This is a genomic window from Mameliella sp. CS4 (assembly GCF_019392335.1).
Lineage (GTDB): Bacteria > Pseudomonadota > Alphaproteobacteria > Rhodobacterales > Rhodobacteraceae > Antarctobacter.
Map to the genome: position 1 here is coordinate 1 of NZ_JAHXRQ010000015.1, position 17152 is coordinate 17152.

17 protein-coding genes are annotated in these 17152 nt (G+C 65.4%); 11 read left to right on the forward strand and 6 right to left on the reverse strand.

From position 1 onward, the window contains the following. The 3 genes from KZZ07_RS17090 to KZZ07_RS17100 form a co-directional block, all read left to right on the forward strand. Positions 1 to 428: type 1 periplasmic-binding domain-containing protein (locus KZZ07_RS17090; RefSeq protein WP_500862242.1), on the forward strand; the 428-nt coding region annotated here is incomplete at its 5' end. Between the two features lie 88 nt (positions 429 to 516). Then, positions 517 to 1290, forward strand: a complete 774-nt coding sequence (locus KZZ07_RS17095) for a FadR/GntR family transcriptional regulator (RefSeq protein ID WP_219516025.1) — start codon at positions 517 to 519, stop codon at positions 1288 to 1290. After that, a complete protein-coding gene (locus tag KZZ07_RS17100) occupies positions 1287 to 2210 on the forward strand; it encodes a glutaminase (protein ID WP_219516027.1) in 924 nt (307 codons plus the stop codon). Before KZZ07_RS17095 ends, KZZ07_RS17100 begins: the two co-directional genes overlap by 4 nt. On the opposite strand, the gene KZZ07_RS17105 is transcribed toward KZZ07_RS17100, so the two are convergent. Continuing rightward, positions 2180 to 2869, reverse strand: coding sequence for a DUF1028 domain-containing protein (locus tag KZZ07_RS17105; RefSeq protein WP_219516028.1), 690 nt, complete (start codon positions 2867 to 2869; stop codon positions 2180 to 2182). The two genes, KZZ07_RS17100 and KZZ07_RS17105, sit on opposite strands and share 31 nt — an antisense overlap. Positions 2870 to 2986: 117 nt before the next feature. Between KZZ07_RS17105 and KZZ07_RS17110 the strand changes: the two genes are divergently transcribed. From KZZ07_RS17110 to KZZ07_RS17125, 4 genes are all read left to right on the forward strand, one after another. Continuing rightward, entirely contained in the window at positions 2987 to 4564 is a 1578-nt protein-coding gene (locus KZZ07_RS17110; RefSeq protein WP_219516029.1) for an ABC transporter substrate-binding protein, read from the forward strand. Between the two features lie 148 nt (positions 4565 to 4712). Beyond that, positions 4713 to 5660, forward strand: a complete 948-nt coding sequence (locus KZZ07_RS17115) for an ABC transporter permease (protein ID WP_219516030.1) — start codon at positions 4713 to 4715, stop codon at positions 5658 to 5660. Next, complete coding sequence (locus KZZ07_RS17120) at positions 5660 to 7540, forward strand: dipeptide/oligopeptide/nickel ABC transporter permease/ATP-binding protein (protein WP_219516142.1); 1881 nt, start codon at positions 5660 to 5662, stop codon at positions 7538 to 7540. The genes KZZ07_RS17115 and KZZ07_RS17120 overlap by 1 nt, the downstream gene beginning before the upstream one ends. After that, a complete protein-coding gene (locus KZZ07_RS17125) occupies positions 7537 to 8493 on the forward strand; it encodes an ABC transporter ATP-binding protein (RefSeq protein ID WP_219516031.1) in 957 nt (318 codons plus the stop codon). The genes KZZ07_RS17120 and KZZ07_RS17125 overlap by 4 nt, the downstream gene beginning before the upstream one ends. Before the next feature lie 212 nt (positions 8494 to 8705). Here KZZ07_RS17125 and KZZ07_RS17130 read toward each other — a convergent pair whose 3' ends face one another. The 4 genes from KZZ07_RS17130 to KZZ07_RS17140 all read right to left on the reverse strand — a co-directional run bounded on the left by KZZ07_RS17130 (position 8706) and on the right by KZZ07_RS17140 (position 12718). Next, positions 8706 to 9554 carry a GNAT family N-acetyltransferase gene (locus tag KZZ07_RS17130; protein WP_219516032.1) on the reverse strand — a complete coding sequence of 283 codons (849 nt, stop codon included), beginning with the start codon at positions 9552 to 9554 and terminating at the stop codon, positions 8706 to 8708. 31 nt (positions 9555 to 9585) lie between these two features. After that, a complete protein-coding gene (locus KZZ07_RS17135; RefSeq protein WP_219516033.1) occupies positions 9586 to 11586 on the reverse strand; it encodes a sigma-54-dependent Fis family transcriptional regulator in 2001 nt (666 codons plus the stop codon). A gap of 55 nt (positions 11587 to 11641) precedes the next feature. After that, positions 11642 to 11764 (reverse strand): hypothetical protein, encoded by a 123-nt coding sequence (locus KZZ07_RS27750; RefSeq protein WP_255564420.1) that lies wholly within the window; start codon positions 11762 to 11764, stop codon positions 11642 to 11644. A 681-nt stretch (positions 11765 to 12445) separates the two neighbouring features. Then, positions 12446 to 12718, reverse strand: a complete 273-nt coding sequence (locus KZZ07_RS17140) for a hypothetical protein (protein WP_219516035.1) — start codon at positions 12716 to 12718, stop codon at positions 12446 to 12448. Between the two features lie 50 nt (positions 12719 to 12768). Between KZZ07_RS17140 and KZZ07_RS17145 the strand changes: the two genes are divergently transcribed. From KZZ07_RS17145 to KZZ07_RS17155, 3 genes are read left to right on the forward strand one after another with little or no spacing between them, the layout of a single operon-like run. Next, positions 12769 to 13053 carry a hypothetical protein gene (locus tag KZZ07_RS17145; protein ID WP_219516036.1) on the forward strand — a complete coding sequence of 95 codons (285 nt, stop codon included), beginning with the start codon at positions 12769 to 12771 and terminating at the stop codon, positions 13051 to 13053. Further along, positions 13050 to 14180, forward strand: a complete 1131-nt coding sequence (locus tag KZZ07_RS17150) for a WD40 repeat domain-containing protein (protein ID WP_219516038.1) — start codon at positions 13050 to 13052, stop codon at positions 14178 to 14180. Before KZZ07_RS17145 ends, KZZ07_RS17150 begins: the two co-directional genes overlap by 4 nt. Positions 14181 to 14210: 30 nt before the next feature. After that, positions 14211 to 14390 (forward strand): hypothetical protein, encoded by a 180-nt coding sequence (locus tag KZZ07_RS17155; RefSeq protein WP_043145837.1) that lies wholly within the window; start codon positions 14211 to 14213, stop codon positions 14388 to 14390. 98 nt (positions 14391 to 14488) lie between these two features. On the opposite strand, the gene KZZ07_RS17160 is transcribed toward KZZ07_RS17155, so the two are convergent. Next, entirely contained in the window at positions 14489 to 15445 is a 957-nt protein-coding gene (locus tag KZZ07_RS17160) for a hypothetical protein (protein ID WP_219516039.1), read from the reverse strand. Between the two features lie 98 nt (positions 15446 to 15543). Between KZZ07_RS17160 and KZZ07_RS17165 the strand changes: the two genes are divergently transcribed. Next, complete coding sequence (locus KZZ07_RS17165) at positions 15544 to 16800, forward strand: RNA polymerase factor sigma-54 (protein WP_219516040.1); 1257 nt, start codon at positions 15544 to 15546, stop codon at positions 16798 to 16800. Positions 16801 to 17152 lie beyond the last annotated feature (352 nt).

Here is a 17152-nt window from a genome sequence, read left to right on the forward strand (position 1 = left end):
TTCTCCTCGTCGTTTTGAACGTTACGAGAACAAACTCTACTTTTGAATGGCCCAGTTCTTTGGGGGCAGGTCAGCCGCGCGCGACCTTCGAGTTGGCGGATGTGGCCCGCGAGATGACAGAAGAGCTTTTTGCCCGGCACCCCGAGATGTGCGGCCTGTTCATCTCAGGTGGGGGGATCACCGGCGCCTTGGCTGCGCTGCGTGAGATGCCCCGGCGTCCGGGCTTTGTTGCGGTGGGCTATGAACTGATGGATGTCACGCGGCGGGCGCTTTTGGACGGGACGCTGACGATGGCGATTTCGCATCCGATGGAGGCCCTGGCCCGTCAGACTCTGGCGGCATTGATCAAGTCGAAACGCGCCGGTCCGGACGCCGGGGCGCAGAATGTCATGTTGGATTTCGACATCCATACGTCCGAGAATCTGTGACCCGATCCGCTATGGTGCGGAGGAATGCCCTTGAATCTATCATGATGAATTGCTTGTCTCTGTCAATGTCGTCACGAACCCGTTCCAAATGACCGGCCTGCAAGGTCCAGGCCCCCTGACGCGCGATGGCGCGCGCCGTTCGCGCCCGGTGCGCGTGGCCGAGGCAATCAAGGACTGGGTCGTCGAACGTGGGCTGCAACCCGGCGACCGGCTGCCTGGCGAGGCCGAATTGATCGCCGAATTCGGCATGTCCAAGGGCACGATCCGCGAAGCGATGCGCCTGTTGCAGGCGCAGGGCCTTGTCGTGACCAAGACCGGCCCGGGCGGCGGCAGTTTCGTGGGCGAGGTCGGCAAGGACCGGGCTCATGCGCTGCTGGGGAACTATTTCTACTTCCGCAATATCTCGATTGACGACATCTACCAGGTGCGTATTGCGCTGGAACCGGAACTGGCTGCTTCGCTGGCCGGGCGGCTGACGCCGGAGCAATTGGCAGAGCTGCGGCAGATCATGACCACCTACGCGGAACCGGCCGAGGATGCCGAGGGCGAGCGCGCCCAGCATGTCGCCTCTCTGGTGTTTCACGCGCGGCTGGCGGAATTCGCGGATAACGCTCTGCTGGGGTTCTTCATCGGTTTCATGGCGCAGATCCTGGCCGATCTGACCGTCTACAAACGCCTCTACTCCAAGCCCAACCACGAGCTGTGGCGGCAGGGGCGTGACCACCAGGCCGGGTTGGTCGAGGCGCTGCGCGACGGCGATGCCGAAGCCGCGCGTGCGATCATGCGGGAACACATGCAGATGGCGCGCCGACTGATGGAGGATCAGGAGGCGGTGGTCATGAAACGGTTCATGGCGGAATGAGCGTGGACGGTCTGGCGGAGGAGCTGGAACGCCTTGTGGCCGAGGCGCGCGGCGCGGGCAACTGGGGACATCCGGCGGATTATATCCCCGAACTGGCCAAGATCGATCCGGCGCAGGTGGGCGTCGCCGTCTGTCTGGCCGACGGGACGGAACTCGGGGCAGGAGAGGCCGACACCCCGTTTTCGATCCAGAGCATTTCCAAGGTGTTTTCGCTGGCCGCCGTGCTGGGGCGACTGGGGGACGACCTGTGGCGGCGCGTCGGGCGCGAACCCTCGGGCACCGCCTTTGACAGCATCTTTCTGCTGGAACATGAGAACGGCCGCCCGCGCAATCCCTTCATCAACGCGGGTGCACTGGTGACGACGGATGCCCTGCTGGGCGGGCGCGCGCCGCGGCAGGCCCTGTCGGAGATCATGCACCTTGTCCGCGCGGCGGCCGAGGATGACGACATCCACATCGACAAGGCGGTGGCCGAGTCGGAAAAGGCCACGGCCAGCCGCAACATGGCGCTGCTCTACTACCTGCAATCGCATGACAATCTGCTGAACCCGCCCGAGATGGTCATGGGCACTTATGCCCATCAATGCGCCATCGAGATGACCTGTCGCCAACTGGCGCGAGCGGGGCGGATGCTGGCCATGCTGCCGGATGTGCCCGCGATGATCTCACCGCTCAGGGCGCGACGGATCAATGCGCTGATGATGACCTGCGGGCAGTATGACGGATCGGGAAATTTTGCCTTTCGCGTCGGCCTGCCGGGCAAAAGCGGGGTCGGCGGGGGGATCCTGCTGGTGGCGCCGGGCGTGGCCTCGGTGGCGGTCTGGTCGCCGGGGCTGGACGGCTACGGCAACTCTCAGGTGGGCACCTGGCTGGCAGAGCGGATCGCTGGTTACACCGGCTGGTCGGTCTTCGCGCCGTAGGGGGCGGCGCGTTCGGGATCGTCGAGCGTGGGCACATGGGTGACCCAATCGGCATAGTCGCCGCTGGTGGCCCGCCCGTGCAGCGCCCTCAGGTCGGCCAGCGGGGTTTCGGAATGATCCACGCGCAGGGTCAGCGGTGCCATGTCCCGCCCGACGATGAGCAGCGCGGCTGACAGCAGCCCGCGACTGTCCCCCCCGGCAGCAGAGGCGGCGTCCAGCGCCGCCAGAAGGCGCAGGTCAAAAGCGCCCTCTGCGGTAAGGAACCCGTCCAGCATGGCTTGCAGCACCTCCTCGGACGAGAGCAGGTTGCCGGTGACGATCACCTTGTCCGCGCGGCGAGCCCCCGCGACCTGGATGCTGTCGGCGCCGGTAAAGCTTGCCGTGCCGCCCTTCGGGTCCAGCGTTGCCAGCTGCCGCTGGCCGCGCCCGCTGTCGGCGCCGGTCACCTCGTCCAAAGCCGCCTGCGCCGATCGCCCGGATTTCATCAGCTCCAGCGTCCGCGTGCCCCACATGGTCGAGGGCAGGGACCCCTGCGAGGCGGACATCCCCGATTCGGCATCCCCGCGCAGAACCCAGCCCCCGACGCAGAGACTGCCCGTCGTGGCGGCGCCGCCGTAGCGGCCTGTTTTTTCATCCAATGCAAGGATCGAAATCGTCATGCGGGGGCCTCCTCATCATGAGACTTGAATTTATCATGAAAATTTGGCCTCATGCAATTTATCATGAAAAATAAAAAACGAAGAACAAGACCCAAGGACAACAGCGGAGGTAACGCAATGTCGCTCTTCTCTTTCACCCGCCGAGGGCTGCTTGCTGCCGGGACGGCGCTTGCGCTGACGGTCGGCACATTGACCGGGGCTCAGGCGCAGACGCCGCCGGGCGTCCTGATTGTCGGCCAGATTGCCGAACCCAAGGCGCTGGATCCGGCGGCAGTGACGGCAGTCAACGACTTCCGCATCCTGATGAACGTCTACGACGGGCTGGTGCGCTACAAGGATGGCACGCTGGAGGTCGAACCGGCGCTGGCGACCGACTGGACCATCTCTGAGGATGGCACGGTCTATACCTTTACCCTGCGCGAGGGGGTGAGCTTTCACGACGGCAGCCCGTTCAACGCCGAGGCGGTGAAGTTCAACTTTGAGCGCATGCTGAACGAGGACCATCCCTATCACGACACCGGGCCCTTCCCGCTGGCCTTCTTCTTCTCGGCGGTGGAAACCGTCGAGGCGGTGGATGACCTGACGGTGAAGTTCACCCTGAACGCCCCCTATGCGCCCTTCCTGTCGAACCTCGCCTATCCCACGGGGCTGATCGTCTCGCCCGCCGCGGTCGAGGAATTCGGGTCGGACTTCGGGCGCAACCCCTCGGGCACCGGCGCGTTCAAATTCGCCGAATGGCGGTCGAACGAGGCGGTGGTGATCGAGGCCAACCCGGACTACTGGGACGGCGCGCCCGAACTGCAGGCCGTGGTGTTCCGCCCGATCACCGATGCCAACACCCGCACCGCAGAGATGCTGGCCGGGGGCATCGATCTGATGGTCGAGGTGCCGCCCGTGGCCCTGTCCGAGTTCCAGGGCGCGGAATACAGCGTGCACGAACAGGCCGGCCCGCATGTCTGGTTCCTGATCCTGAACGCCAAGGAAGGCCCCTTCGCCGACAAGAAGGTGCGCCAGGCGGCGAACTATGCCGTGAACAAGAAGGCGCTTGTCGACGACGTTCTGGAAGGCACCGCCGCCGTGGCTGCCGGACCGACACCGCCGGCCTTTGCCTGGGCCTACAACGAGGCGCTGGAACCCTATCCCTACGATCCCGACAAGGCCCGCGCGCTGCTGGCCGAAGCCGGGGCCGAGGGGGCCGAGTTGACCTTCTTCGTGACCGAGGGCGGGTCCGGCATGCTGGACCCGATCGCGATGGGCACGGCGATCCAGGCGGACCTTGAGGCCGTCGGGTTCGACGTCAAGATCGAGACCTACGAGTGGAACACCTTCCTGGGCGAAGTGAACCCGGGTCTGGAGGGCAAGGCTGACATGGCCGAGATGGCCTGGATGACCAATGACCCCGACACGCTGCCCTTCCTCGCGCTGCGCACCGATGCCTGGCCCGATGCGGGCGGGTTCAACTCGGGCTACTATTCGAACCCGAAGGTCGATGAGCTGCTGGAAGCGGCCCGCGTGGCCACCGACCAGGATGAACGCGCGCGTCTTTACAAGGAGATGCAGACCATCGTGCAGGAAGATGCGCCCTGGGTCTTTGTCGCCAACTGGAAGCAGAACGCAGTGACCAGCGACCGGGTCGAAGGGTTCTCGTTGCAGCCGTCGTTCTTTCTGCTGCTCGACGACGTGGTGAAGAACTGATCGCCAGCGCGGGCGGAACCGGGCATCGAGCCCGGCCCCGCCCGCCGGGGGCTCTGCCCCCGAAGTGCGCCTTTGGCGCACACCCCCGGAGGTATTTCTTGCCCAAAGAAGCCAGGGGGCGTTCTCCAGCCAGAAAAAGGGAGTGCGCATGGGGCGCTATATCCTCGGACGACTGATTTCCGCCATTCCGGTGCTTCTGGGCATTACCGTGATCGTCTTCCTGATCATGGCGCTGATCCCCGGCGATCCGGCCACGGCCATCCTGGGCAGTTACGCGACGCCGGAGAACGTGGAAAAGCTGAACCGTGACCTTGGTTTGGACAAGCCCCTAGTGTCGCAGTATTTCATCTGGCTCGGCAATATGCTGCAGGGCGATTTCGGCACCAGTTTCTCGCTCAACCGGCCGGTCATCGACGAGGTGCTGGAACGCTTCAATGCCACGCTGATCCTGGCCGGCACCTCCTTTGTCATCTGCTCTGTGCTGGGCATCATGGCGGGCGTGATCTCTGCCGCGAACCAGTACGGCTGGGCCGACAAGGGCATCACCTTTGTCGTGCTGCTGGGGATCTCGATCCCGAGTTTCTTCCTCGGCATGATGATGATCCTGTTTTTCTCGGTGAACCTCCGGGTGTTTCCGGTGTCCGGCATGTGGCCGATCTATGGCACGCGCGACATCTGGGCCCTGCTCAACCATCTTGTCCTGCCCGCAACCGCACTTGCGGTGGTGGCCACGGGCGTGATTGCCCGTCTGTCGCGCTCCGCCATGCTGGAGGTGCTGCGGCAGGATTTCATCCGCACGGCGCGGGCCAAGGGCGTGCATGAGCGCGGTGTGATCTGGCGCCATGCGCTGAAGGCCGCCATGGTCTCGATCATCCCGGTCCTTGGCATCCAGGCCGGGTTCGTTCTGTCGGGCGCGGTCTATATCGAGATCGTCTTTCAGTGGCCCGGCGTGGGCCGGATGCTGGTCGATGCGATCCTGACACGCGACATCCTGTTGGTGCAGGGGGGCGTGGTCTTTGTCGCCGCCTGTTACGTGCTCTTCAATATCGTGGTGGACGTGGCGCAAAGCCTGCTGGACCCGAGGATCAAGACATGATGGGTTTTCTGAAACTCCTCGCCCGCAACCGGCTGGCGCTGGCCGGGGGCATCGTGCTGAGCTTCGTCGTCCTGCTGGCGCTGATCACGCCGCTCTTGCCGCTGGCGGAACCGAATGTCACCAACACCGCCGCGCGGTTCCAGAAACCCTTTTCCGAGGGCGCGTTGCTGGGCACAGATCACCTGGGCCGGGACCTGCTGTCGCGCTTGATGTGGGGCACACGGTTGTCGCTGGCGGTGGGGTTTGCCGCCGCAGTGGTCGCCGCCACGCTCGGCGCGGCCATCGGGATCGTCGCCGGGTTCTACGGCGGGCGCACGGACAACCTGATCATGCGCGGCGTCGACATGCTGATGGCCTTTCCCTACATCCTGCTGGCACTGGCCATCGTGGCCGCCCTTGGCCCGGGGCTGTTCAATGCGCTGATCGCCGTGGCCGCCGTGAACGTGCCCTTTTTTGCGCGTAACATCCGGGGCATCACCGTGGGCATCGCGCACAAGGAATTCGTCGATGCGGCGCGATTGGCGGGTCTGTCGAACACCCGCATCATCCTGACCGAGATCCTGCCCAACGTGATCCCGGTGATCGTGATTGCCATGTCCACCACCATCGGCTGGATGATCCTTGAGACCGCCGGCCTGTCCTTCCTGGGGCTGGGCTCGCAGCCGCCGCAGGCCGACCTTGGCTCCATGCTGGGCGAGGCGCGCTCGGCGCTGATCACCAATCCGCATACCTCGGTCGTTCCGGGCATCATGATCCTGATCATCGTCATGTCGATCAACCTGCTGGGCGACGGCGTGCGCGACGCGCTGGACCCGCGCCTGAAATCCGGCGCCCTGTCGCGCCCGATGGCCGCCACGCTGGTCAGCCGCAAAGATCCGGTGCCGCCGGCGGAGGGCAAGGGCCTGTTGGAAGTGCAGGAGTTGCAGACCCAGTTCCACGTCAAGGACCGAGTCTATCGTGCGGTGGGCGGCGTGTCCTTGCACGTCAAACCTGGCGAATGCCTGGGCGTGATCGGCGAAAGCGGGTCGGGGAAATCCGTCACCGCGCTGTCGGTCATGGGGCTGGTGGCCTCGCCTCCGGGGGTGATCACTGGCGGGGCGGTGCGGTATGACGGCGAGGACCTGATCGGGGCGCCCTATCGCAAGCTGCGTGAGATGCGCGGGCGCAACGTGGCCTATATTTTCCAGGACCCGCTGGCGACGCTGCACCCGCTATACAAGGTGGGCGACCAGCTGATCGAGGCGATCCGGTCGCACCGGCCCATCAGCAAGAGCGAGGGGCAGGCCAAGGCCATAGACCTGCTCAAGGCAGTGCGTATCCCGAACGCCGAAAAGCGCATATCGGACCACCCGCACGAGATGTCGGGCGGGATGCGCCAGCGCGTCGGGATCGCCATGGCTTTGGCCAATGATCCCGACATCATCATCGCGGACGAACCGACGACGGCTCTGGACGTGACCGTGCAGGCGCAGATCCTGTCGCTGCTGGATGACCTGCGCCGGTCTCGCGGGCTGGCCATTGTTTTCATCACCCATGATTTTGGCGTGGTCGGGCAGCTTTGTGACCGGGTGGCGGTCATGTACGCGGGCCGCATCGTCGAAGAAGGGCCGACGCAATCGGTGCTGGAAACCCCGACCCATCCCTATACCGCGCGGCTGATGGCCTGTGTTCCGGAACTGGGCGCGGGCAAGCGGCGGCTGGAGGCGATCCCGGGACTTCCACCCGTGGTCGACAAACTGCCCAAGGGCTGCGCCTTTGCCGACCGCTGCGACCGGGTGCAGGCGGATTGCCGGCAGGGCGAGATCGACCTGGAACGCGAAGGCACGCGGGCCGTGCGCTGCATCCATCCCGTGATCCCGCTGAAGGAGGCCGCAGAATGACAGAGGCGCTGAAACTGACGGACCTGTCCAAGAGCTTTGCGGTGGGCGGCGGATTCCTTTCCGCGGCCAAGGGATCGGTCAAGGCGGTGCATCCGATTTCCCTGTCGGTGCAGCAGGGCGAGACGCTGGGCATCGTTGGCGAATCCGGCTGTGGCAAGTCCACGCTGGCGCGGATGCTGGTGGGCCTGTTGGAACCGACGACCGGCACCATCGAGATCGACGGCGCGGCGCTCGACAATGCCGACCCGGCGGTTTTTGGCAAGCGCATCCAGTACGTCTTTCAGGATCCGATCTCCTCGCTGAACCCGCGCAAGACGATCCGGCAGATCATGGAGGCGCCGTTGAAACGCCTCTATGGCATGGACCGCTCTCAGCGGACCAAGCGGATTTCCGAGATCTTTGCCAGCGTGAACCTGCGCGAGGAGTTCCTGGACCGCTACCCGCATGAATTTTCGGGCGGGCAGGCGCAGCGGATCGGGATCGCCCGGGCGCTGGCGGCGAATGCGCGTATCCTGATCCTCGATGAGCCGGTCTCGGCGCTGGATGTCTCGGTACAGGCGCAGGTGCTGAACCTGCTGGCTGACCTGAAGAAGGAATTCAGCCTGACCTACCTCTTCATCAGCCATGACCTTGCGGTGGTCGAGGCGGTCAGCGACCGGATCGCCGTGCTCTACTTCGGCTCGGTGGTGGAACTTGGCCCGGCAGAGGAGATTTTCCGCGCCCCGCGCCATCCCTATACCAAGCTCCTGGCCGACAGTGCGCCGGTGGTGGGGCGGCCGTTGACAGCGCCGGAGTCGAAGGAAACCGAACTGCCGGATCCGCTCAACCCGCCGCCGGGCTGCGCCTTTGCCGCGCGCTGTCCGCGCGCCAGCGACCTCTGCCGCAAGGAGGTTCCCCGGCTGGAAGGCAACCGCGTGCATGCGGCCTGTTTCCACCCGCTGGACGGTGACTGACGGGGGGGGGATCGGTCCAGTCGCGCGCCCCCTTCTTGACGCGCCGGATCGGGATAGATGATTTGATCGAGGCCAGGCCGGGCGCCCTGGTCATCCGCTGGAGCGCTCTTGCGATAGAGGCGCTTGCGCTCCGGTGGCCTGCCGCCGGAAAGCCTGCGCAAGATGGTTGACGTCTGGGCCATCGGCCCCGAGGCCAACGCCCCGTGGCGTTGCTAACGACCGAGAGGAACGCTGGGCAGGCCTGCAGCAAGGGCCTGTTTCACCGTGTCCGCGTGAGCGCCCGCCTCTTCACGGGACAGAAACGCGAGCGCGGGCGGAGTACCTTCGGCCATCAAGGCCATGCCGATGCTCCGCCCCAGGTCGTCCTCGATCACGAAAAGCCCCGAAGGCGCGCCGCGAAAGCGGTGCTGCTCGACAAAGCCGGGCAGCGCTTCCGCCGAAGGCCAAGGGGCTGCGGTGCCGGGCAGCATCAGCGCAAGCGTCGGCACGTCCTTTTGCCGGGCCGGGCGCAGGCTCAGCCCGTCCAGTGCATGCCGGGGTGGGTTGAGCAGGTGCCACTGCTCGGGCGCCATCAAGAGGTCGTGGCAGGGTTCGGACCGCCCGCTGGACTGAAAGAACATGCGACGGGATCCGGGAAAGCGGGCAAAGCCAAGGCGTGCCAGCAGCGACAGAGAGGCCGCATTGTCCGTCCGGCAGGTGGCGAGCAGGGGCGGCGCCGGGCGAGCGAACCATTCCGACAGGGCAAGACGCAGGGCCGCGCTCATCAGCCCGCGGCCCTGAAAGGCCGGGTCCAGCCAGTACCACAGGCCCGCACCCAGACAGATGCAGCCCGCGAAGGTGCCCTTGATCTCGATGGTGCGTAGATGTTCGCCGGGGTGCTGGCCGTGGTCCAGAAGCGCCTGTGCCTCGGTCAGGCCGAAAGGCTGCGCGACCGCCGCCAGCCAGGGCGCAACGCGCTCGTCCGACAATTGTCGCATGACCTCGGGCAGATCGGCCTCGGCTAGCGGCCTCAGGCAGAAGCGCTCCGCCGCCAGGCGGGCCGGGAAGTCATGCAGTGTCACGGCCTGTCACTCCGGGTGGCAGGCGGCCCGGTCAGTCGCGCGGAATGCCATATTGCTTGATCTTGCGGTAAAGCGTCGGGCGCGAGATGCCCAATTGTTCGGCCACGCGGGTCAGGTTGCCCTTTTCCGCCTGGATGGCGCGGCGGATGGTCAACGCCTCCATGTTTTCGAGGTTGATGGGCGCCTCTTCGACGTCGACGTAATGGCTGAACCCCAGCCCGTCCGCCGGTTCCACGATCTCGGGTGGCAGATCGTTCAAGCCGACCTCGGGGCCGGATTTCAGCAGGTAGAGCCGTTCCACGAGGTTGCGCAACTCGCGCACGTTTCCGGGCCAGCGGTAGTCCTTCAGCCGGTCCATCACCGCCGGGGCAAAGACAAGGCGCGGGCGCGAGAAACGCTCGGCGAAGACGCTGTTGAAATAATCGACCAGCAGGGCGACGTCGTCACCGCGCTGGCGCAATGGCGGCACGTCGATGGCGACGATGCCGATCCGGTAAAACAGGTCGCGGCGGAACCGCCCCTGTTCCACGTCGCTGCGCAGGTTGCGGTTGGTCATCGCCACCAGCTGCACGTTGACCGGGCGGCGCTGGTCGTCGCCGATCCGGTAGACGGCGCGCTGTTCCAGCGCCCGCAACAGGTAGGGCTGCAGTTCTACCGGCATGTCGCCGATCTCGTCGAGGCAGAGCACCCCGCCATCGGCCTGTTCGAACTTGCCCGGCTTGCCGCCGCGCAGGGCGCCGGTAAAGGCACCCTCGACATGGCCGAAAAGCTCGGCCCCGATCAGTTCCTTCGAAATCGCGGCGCAGTTGACGGTGACATATGGCGCGTTCTTGCGTTCCAGGCGGTTGTGCACGAGGCGCGCGAACAGCTCTTTGCCGACGCCGGTTTCGCCCTGAATCAGAACCGTCACGCCGGCAGAGGCCGCGCGTTCGGCCAGTTCGATCGCTTCCAGCATCTTGGGCGCGTTGCCCACGATCACGATCTCGTCCTCGTCGACATTGGCGCGCGGCTTGATGCGCACGGCGACCGTGTCCTGTGGCCGGATGGCGGAAGAGCGTTTCAGCGACAGCGCTGCACCGCGCAGGCTGCCGTCGAATTCCAGTCGGGTGATCCCGTCGGTCTCGATATCGCGGGGCAGGGCGGCGCGGATGTCGCCCTCGGTCATGTTGGCTTGGAGCGGCAACAGCTGATGTCCGACCGCGAAATCGGGTCGCGGCAGGTGCAATCGGTCGTCCAGGCCGCGGCGGAACATGATGCGCCCGACCTTGTCCAGCAGCAGGACGCTTGTGTCCGGGCGGCTGGCATCCGAGTTCAGGAAAGTTTCCAGAAGGCGCGTGCGTTCCTCGCGCTGCTGTTCGGCCAGCGCGATCTCGATTTCGCGCGCGGCCGCGACGACCAGCGCGATGTTGTGGCGTTGAAAGATGTCGGGGGGGCCTGACAGGTCCACAACGCCGATCACCGAGCGGTCGAAAGGGTCATAGATCGGAACCCCGGCGCAGGTCCAGGCCTGAACGCCCTGGCAGAAATGTTCCGCCGCGTGGACATAGGTCGGTTTGCCGGTCTTGAGCGCGGTGCCGATCCCGTTGGTGCCGATCGCGTCCTCGTTCCAGACCCCGCCGACTTCAAGGTGGATGTTTTGTCCCGCGTCCAGCACCGAATGGTCGCCGATGGCGTCGATGATGACCCCGTTCTTGTCGGTCAGGAGCAGCATCACCTGTGCCCCGGCCAGATGAGGCTCCAGCCGGGCAAAGGCCGCGCGTGCCGCCTGTCGCAGGTTGGCGTTGCGGCGGCGCAGTTTCTTCAGTTCCTCGTCACGTTCGATCTTGCGCGATTGCTGGCGCGTCGCATCGACGCCGAGGCTCATGCTGCGCTGCCAGGACTGGACGATCTCGCTGCGCACCTCACCGGCCTCGGTCTGGCCGGTCACATAGTTTTCCCAGGCGCGTCGGGTCTCTCCTTCCGAATACTCGGAGTAGAGGCCGGCGTCGTCGTTGCCACCTTGCGTGGCCTTGAAATATCTAGGTCGCCCCATCGGTCACTCTGTCAGGGCCGCACACAGAACTGCCGCGGCGGTGAAGGTTTGGCGGTCAGGCAAGCGTCGCCTGTTTGGGCCGGGCGCGAACCAGGTTGGCGATGGCATCGTCGAACATGGCTCCTTCGGCGTCATGTTGATACGGGCACCGATTGGCGCCCATCGCAAAGATGTCCATTTCCACGTCTCCCCGCTCAAAAGATTATCATGTCATAAACATTTTGCATAGCGCCGCCCGCCTGCGGCGGCGTGACGCCCGGTTCGAGGGGGCCAAGTGAGACCGAAAGACCGCCGTGGCGTCAAGGCCCGGGATGTCCGGTATCTAGTGTCGTGAACCAGTAGTCGGGCAGGGGGCTGTGCCTTGCAAGTGGTTCAAGTCAAAGGCCTCGCCCAGCTTGCGCGCCGACCTGATTGGCCAGTGCCGGGTAGGGGGCCGTCCTCCTTGTCCGCTCTCTCTGCAAAGGCGGTGGCATCGCTCTGCCGGCGGCCCCGGTGCCGCCGTTCGAAGGGCGGCAAGACCCGAGGCAAAGCCGGCCATCTCAGCTGCAACGATTCGCCGCATCGCGGCAGATTCGCCGGTGCCGCGTCAGTTCGGTCGACGTCGCCGGAACAGATTTTTACGATGCTTCCCGGACAGTGTAACGAAGCTTTACGACTTTCCGTCTACTTGTCCACTTGTGGCCTAATAAGTTGAATTTTCACAGGTTTTCGTTGCGCCGGGCCGGGCGAAAGGTAGCATGGCGCGACCATGACACGCCTTACCCAACATCCCCCGACCCTGACCGGTTTGCCGAAATCACCCGGCACCGGAACCGGCTTGACCCGCTCTGCGAGGCTTCGCTGCAGGGGAATTTCCCGATCAGTTCATGCGTCCGTTCGAGGGCGCGCCTGGCATCTGGTCCCAGATCGCAGAGAGGTCCGTCGCCAGGCGCCTGTGGGTCTCCGCCATCAGCCTGTCGCGCTTGTCCGCGGGCAGGTTTTCAAGCGCCTGACGGGCCATGCGCAGGTCGTCAGGGGCGCCCGTTTCGGCGGCCTTGCGGGCGATCCCGATGGCGCTGTCCTGCGGGTCCAGCACCTGGGCCGCGACCTCTGCGAGGGTGGCGAAGAAACGGGTGTCGAATTGGCTGAGCATTTGGGCGGGACCTCTCTGTTCCGGCTGGGCGGGCACTATAGGGGGCACGCATGAACGATCAACGGCGAACCGTACAGGACATCCTGATGGAGCGTCTGGAGACGATCCAGGGGATCTCGGAGATCACGGCAGAGCATCTTCGGCTGACCCAGAAACAGAGCGGAATGCAGGTTCTGGACATGTCCGAGGACGAGGACGATCCGGGCGTCGCCCGCGAGATGGGGCGCACCGAGGGCGCGCTGGAAACCTGTGAAGAGAAGATCGACGCGCTTGAGCGGCGTCTGGCAGAGCTGGACGAAGAACTCGAGGCCAAGGTCGAAGGAGGAGAGACATGATCGAGACGAAACCACCCCAGGCGCTCAGCCTGTTCGACCTGATTGGCCGGGAATGGACGCTGTCCGCCCCTGTGCAACAGGTCGGGTTCAACGCCAGCGGCTCTGCCGTGGCGTGCCGCATGGAAGGCGGCGGGCTGGCGCTGTTGCCGATGGCCGACGCGGAACATCCGGAAAAGCGGATCCGGATGGAATTCGACACCGGGCGGACAACCATCCGTCCGCGTGAAAATCCGGTGGCCCCGCCCGTCGGGGCCGAGGTGTCGCTGTCCGAGGCGCCGGGGTTTTGCGCGCTGGGCGAACAGGGGTTTGCCGCCGTCCACCAGGCCGGCGCCCTGACGCGGGTGACGGCGCGTGGGCAGGTGGTCAAGCTGGCACAGGCCGGTGCCGGGCCGGTCACGGCGCTTTGCGCCGTGCCGAGGCAAGAGGCGATCTGCGTGGCGCGGGGCGGGGCGCTGACATTGCTGCGGGCCGAAGATTTGGCGCCCTTGGCGGATTGCGACCTGGGGGAGCCCGTTACGCAACTGGCCATTTCCGCAGATGGTGTGCTGATCGCCGCGCGTTGCGGCGATCGGATCGTCGTCCTCAAGGCCGACACGCTGGAGACCCGGGCCGAGATCGCCGCCAAGGGCACGCTGGACAGCCTGGCCTGGTCGCCGGATCGCAAGTGGATCGTCGCCGGATGCCGCGAGACCTCGTTGGTGGTCGCCAATGTCCTGCGCAGCGAGGCGGATGTGATCGAGGGCTTTCCGGCGCCGGTCGCCTCTGCCGCCTTCAGCGACAAGGCCAACGTTCTGGTCGCCTCGGGCGCCTTTCGCGTGGTCGGCTGGCGTTGCCCGGATCTGCCCTTTGGCACGTATGAGGGGGACCCGGTGCACACCGGCAAGCCGGGCTTGACCCTGGTGGACCGCGTGGCGCCGAACCCGACACGCGACAGCTGTGCTGTGGGCTATGCCAACGGCCTTGTGACGCTGTGCCCGATCGGCCAGCCCGACGAGCTGATGCTGGTCGAGGGCAAGGGCGCGGGGGTCACGGCGATGGACTGGTCGTCCGACGGGCAGCACCTGGCGCTGGGCTTTGCCGATGGCCGGGCGGCCATCCTGACCTTTCCCAAGGTCATGTTCAAGTAACTGTCAGACAAACGAAAACGGGAGGAAACCATGAAACTCGAACTGTCCAAGGAAGAGCAGAGCAAGGACCGTTATTTCTCGGAAATCGCCAAGATGGCCGAAGAGATGATGGACGAGCACGGCAAGGATTTCGCGATGGGCGCCTTTGTCCTTGCGGCGCGCTGGATCGCCGAGGGCAAGCTCGGCAAATCCGAGGAAAGCATGCACTGAGGCATGCGGCCCCAACCGGGGCATGGCCCAGCCCCTAGGGGCTGGGTCGCGGTTGCCGCCCGCGCCGCCAGGTGACGAGGCAGCCGCGCGGACCCGCCCTAGTGGCGGGTCGCGCCACCGGCCGAAGGGGCGGCGGCGGGTTGTGACAGGCTTTGTATCTGGTTGACGATGATCGCGCTCAGCGGGGCGGCGAGACCGGCCTGGCTGTCGGTGTCCGCTGGTTCCGTCGCGGCCCGTGTCAGCGCCTCCACCAGGTCCGGCTTGATCAATTGGGCATAGGCGCAGAGTTCATGAATCCGGAATGTCGCGAAATGCAGGCTGTTGTCATTGCCAAGATGGGTGCCGGGCTGACGGTCCGTGCCGGGCATGGCCAGCGCATTGCTGTGAACGGCGGCGCCGAGATTGGCCAGAACGTCCTTGCGCCAGCGCCCGTAATCCGTGTCGGGCGCGTAATCCAGCCCGATCTCGTAGAGTTTCTCTGTCAGTGCGCGAAACGCTCGACCGCCCGCGATATGGCGGCGCCAGAAACTGCTGGCCTCTTCGACGGTGCGGCAGGCGATGAAGCGCGCGGCCAGTTTGCGCCGCACCAGCAGCACCAAAAGCATGTCTACGTCTTCCGAGACAGAGCGCGCGATCTGCATCGCGGGCAGCGGCAGGTCGGTCAGCGCCAACATCCTGAGCGCGGTCATCTGTTCGATCAGCCGCGCGGTCAGGGCCGCCAGCCCATGCCATTGCGCCGGGTCGAGTCCGGGGATGTCGTGGTCGTATCCACGGCGGGCGGCCGCGTGGACCGCCTTTACCCAGATCAGGCCCTGATCAAACAGAAACACCAGGTCGACCTGCGCGCTGGTCGCGGTGTCGTCGAGGCGGGGCAGGGCGCGAAAGCCCGGCATCTGGCGGATCGCTTGACGCCATGCACTGTCGAAGTCCAGCCCGCGCACCGACCAAAGCTGACGCGTCCGCGCAAGCAGTTGCGGCGAGAGTCCGGGATAGGACATCTCGGGCGGGGCCGTGCCCAGGGTGGCGATATCGCCAAAGGGGAATTTCTGGCTCATGTCCGGGGTTTCGCCGTTGGGGTTGGGACCAGTCTAGGCGCGGGCGGGGTTGTGCGGCCAGAAAAAACCACCCTGTGCGGACAAAAGGCGGTGGGTGTATGACCCCGGCGTTGGGACATGTCACGCGCCAGACGCAGACATTTGTCCTGCACCAGTCGATGGCGCTCTTGCGGTTGACGGCAGCCGAAGTGACTGAGCTGTTGACCCAGGTGGCCGAGGTCAACCCGCACCTGCTGGTGCGCCGGCCACGGCGGCGGTTTCTGGTCGGTCTTGGCGCCAGCGATGCGCTGGAGGCGACCCTGGCCGAAAGCTCTGGCAGCCTGATCGCCCATGTGCAGGCGGAACTGTCCGATCTCTTGTCGCGCGGCGGGCCGATGGAACGCATCCTCACCCGGCTGATGGAGGACCTGGAGCCTAGCGGATGGATCAAGACAGATCTTGGCCGGATCGCGCGGGACCTTGGCATCCGAGAGGCACTGGTCGAGGCAACCTTGAAACTGGTGCAGGAACGGGTTTCTCCCACCGGATTGTTCGCCCGGGACCTGCGTGAGTGCCTGCATCTGCAATTGTCGGAACGGGGCGAGGTTTCGCCCGAGATGGAGGCGGTCCTTGCGCATCTGGACCTGCTGCAGACCGGCGGCGCGGATGCACTGGCGGAAAGGACCGGGCTGACCGCCGAGCGCGTGCGCGCCTGCCTGGCGCAGATCCGGACGCTGGACCCGAAACCCGGCGCCCGGTTCGACGTGGATCCGGCCCTGACACGGGAACCCGATGCGCGGGTGACGCGCGAGGGCGGGGCCTGGAAGGTCCGCTTTAACCGCGATACCGAACCCACTGTCGAGATTGCGGCCATCCCGCGCGCTGGCGACAACCCGGACCTGGCCGAGGCGCTGAAACAGGCGCGCAGTCTGCAATTCGCGCTGAACCTGCGGCAATCCGCGACGCGGCAGGTGATCGAGGCCCTGATCGCCCGACAAACCGGGTTCCTCGATAGCGGCGATGCGGCGCTGCGCCCTTTGACCCAGGCAGAGCTGGCAGAGGCCACCGGGTTTCACACCAGCACGGTCAGCCGGGTCATGAACGGCTATCTGATCGAGACTCCGCAGGGGGTGATCCCCGCGCGGACCCTTTGCCCGGGGTCGGTCTCTCGTCTTGGCGGTACGCATAGCAGGGCCCAGGTCCAGGCCCGCATCCGAGCGTTTGTCCAGGCCGAAGACCCGGCCAGCCCCCTGTCGGACGGTGATCTTGTCCAGCGGCTGCGCCATGAGGGCATCGCCGTTTCGCGTCGTGTTGCCGCGAAATATCGTCAGGACAGCGGCATTGCCCGTGCTGCGCTGCGGCGTAAATCGGCCTGAAACACCCCATGTTCCCAAGACTTTGCGCGTCCTGCCGCCGGGCAAGTGTAACGCCTTAGTACGGTCATCCGTAATGTCCAGTGTTCACTGTAACGTCCATGCGTAACGCTACGTGACACTGCGACGGCCTGACGCAGTTTCCCAGGAAACAGACCTGCGGTGCTGAAGAAAAAATCAGAAATTAAAAATTAGTAAAAGCAGCATCTTGGGGTGATCTTTGGCCTTTTTGGGGTCTGTCCGGCCCGGTCTGGAACGCGGCTTGCCTATTAGATTGGCACAACATGACGCCTCGCCCCGATGGCAGGCGCGCAAGAACGAAGGAGTGGAAGCCGCACCGCAGCATTTCCTCGCA

Coding starts and splice junctions, on each gene's coding strand:
- KZZ07_RS17100 (WP_219516027.1), top strand. CDS start 1,287: ATGAGCGTGGACGGTCTGGCGGAGGAGCTGGAACGCCTTGTGGCCGAG.
- KZZ07_RS17115 (WP_219516030.1), top strand. CDS start 4,713: ATGGGGCGCTATATCCTCGGACGACTGATTTCCGCCATTCCGGTGCTT.
- KZZ07_RS17135 (WP_219516033.1), bottom strand. CDS start 11,586: ATGGGGCGACCTAGATATTTCAAGGCCACGCAAGGTGGCAACGACGAC.
- KZZ07_RS17110 (WP_219516029.1), top strand. CDS start 2,987: ATGTCGCTCTTCTCTTTCACCCGCCGAGGGCTGCTTGCTGCCGGGACG.
- KZZ07_RS17145 (WP_219516036.1), top strand. CDS start 12,769: ATGAACGATCAACGGCGAACCGTACAGGACATCCTGATGGAGCGTCTG.
- KZZ07_RS27750 (WP_255564420.1), bottom strand. CDS start 11,764: ATGGACATCTTTGCGATGGGCGCCAATCGGTGCCCGTATCAACATGAC.
- KZZ07_RS17120 (WP_219516142.1), top strand. CDS start 5,660: ATGGGTTTTCTGAAACTCCTCGCCCGCAACCGGCTGGCGCTGGCCGGG.
- KZZ07_RS17150 (WP_219516038.1), top strand. CDS start 13,050: ATGATCGAGACGAAACCACCCCAGGCGCTCAGCCTGTTCGACCTGATT.
- KZZ07_RS17105 (WP_219516028.1), bottom strand. CDS start 2,869: ATGACGATTTCGATCCTTGCATTGGATGAAAAAACAGGCCGCTACGGC.
- KZZ07_RS17140 (WP_219516035.1), bottom strand. CDS start 12,718: ATGCTCAGCCAATTCGACACCCGTTTCTTCGCCACCCTCGCAGAGGTC.
- KZZ07_RS17165 (WP_219516040.1), top strand. CDS start 15,544: ATGACCCCGGCGTTGGGACATGTCACGCGCCAGACGCAGACATTTGTC.
- KZZ07_RS17155 (WP_043145837.1), top strand. CDS start 14,211: ATGAAACTCGAACTGTCCAAGGAAGAGCAGAGCAAGGACCGTTATTTC.
- KZZ07_RS17160 (WP_219516039.1), bottom strand. CDS start 15,445: ATGAGCCAGAAATTCCCCTTTGGCGATATCGCCACCCTGGGCACGGCC.
- KZZ07_RS17095 (WP_219516025.1), top strand. CDS start 517: ATGACCGGCCTGCAAGGTCCAGGCCCCCTGACGCGCGATGGCGCGCGC.
- KZZ07_RS17125 (WP_219516031.1), top strand. CDS start 7,537: ATGACAGAGGCGCTGAAACTGACGGACCTGTCCAAGAGCTTTGCGGTG.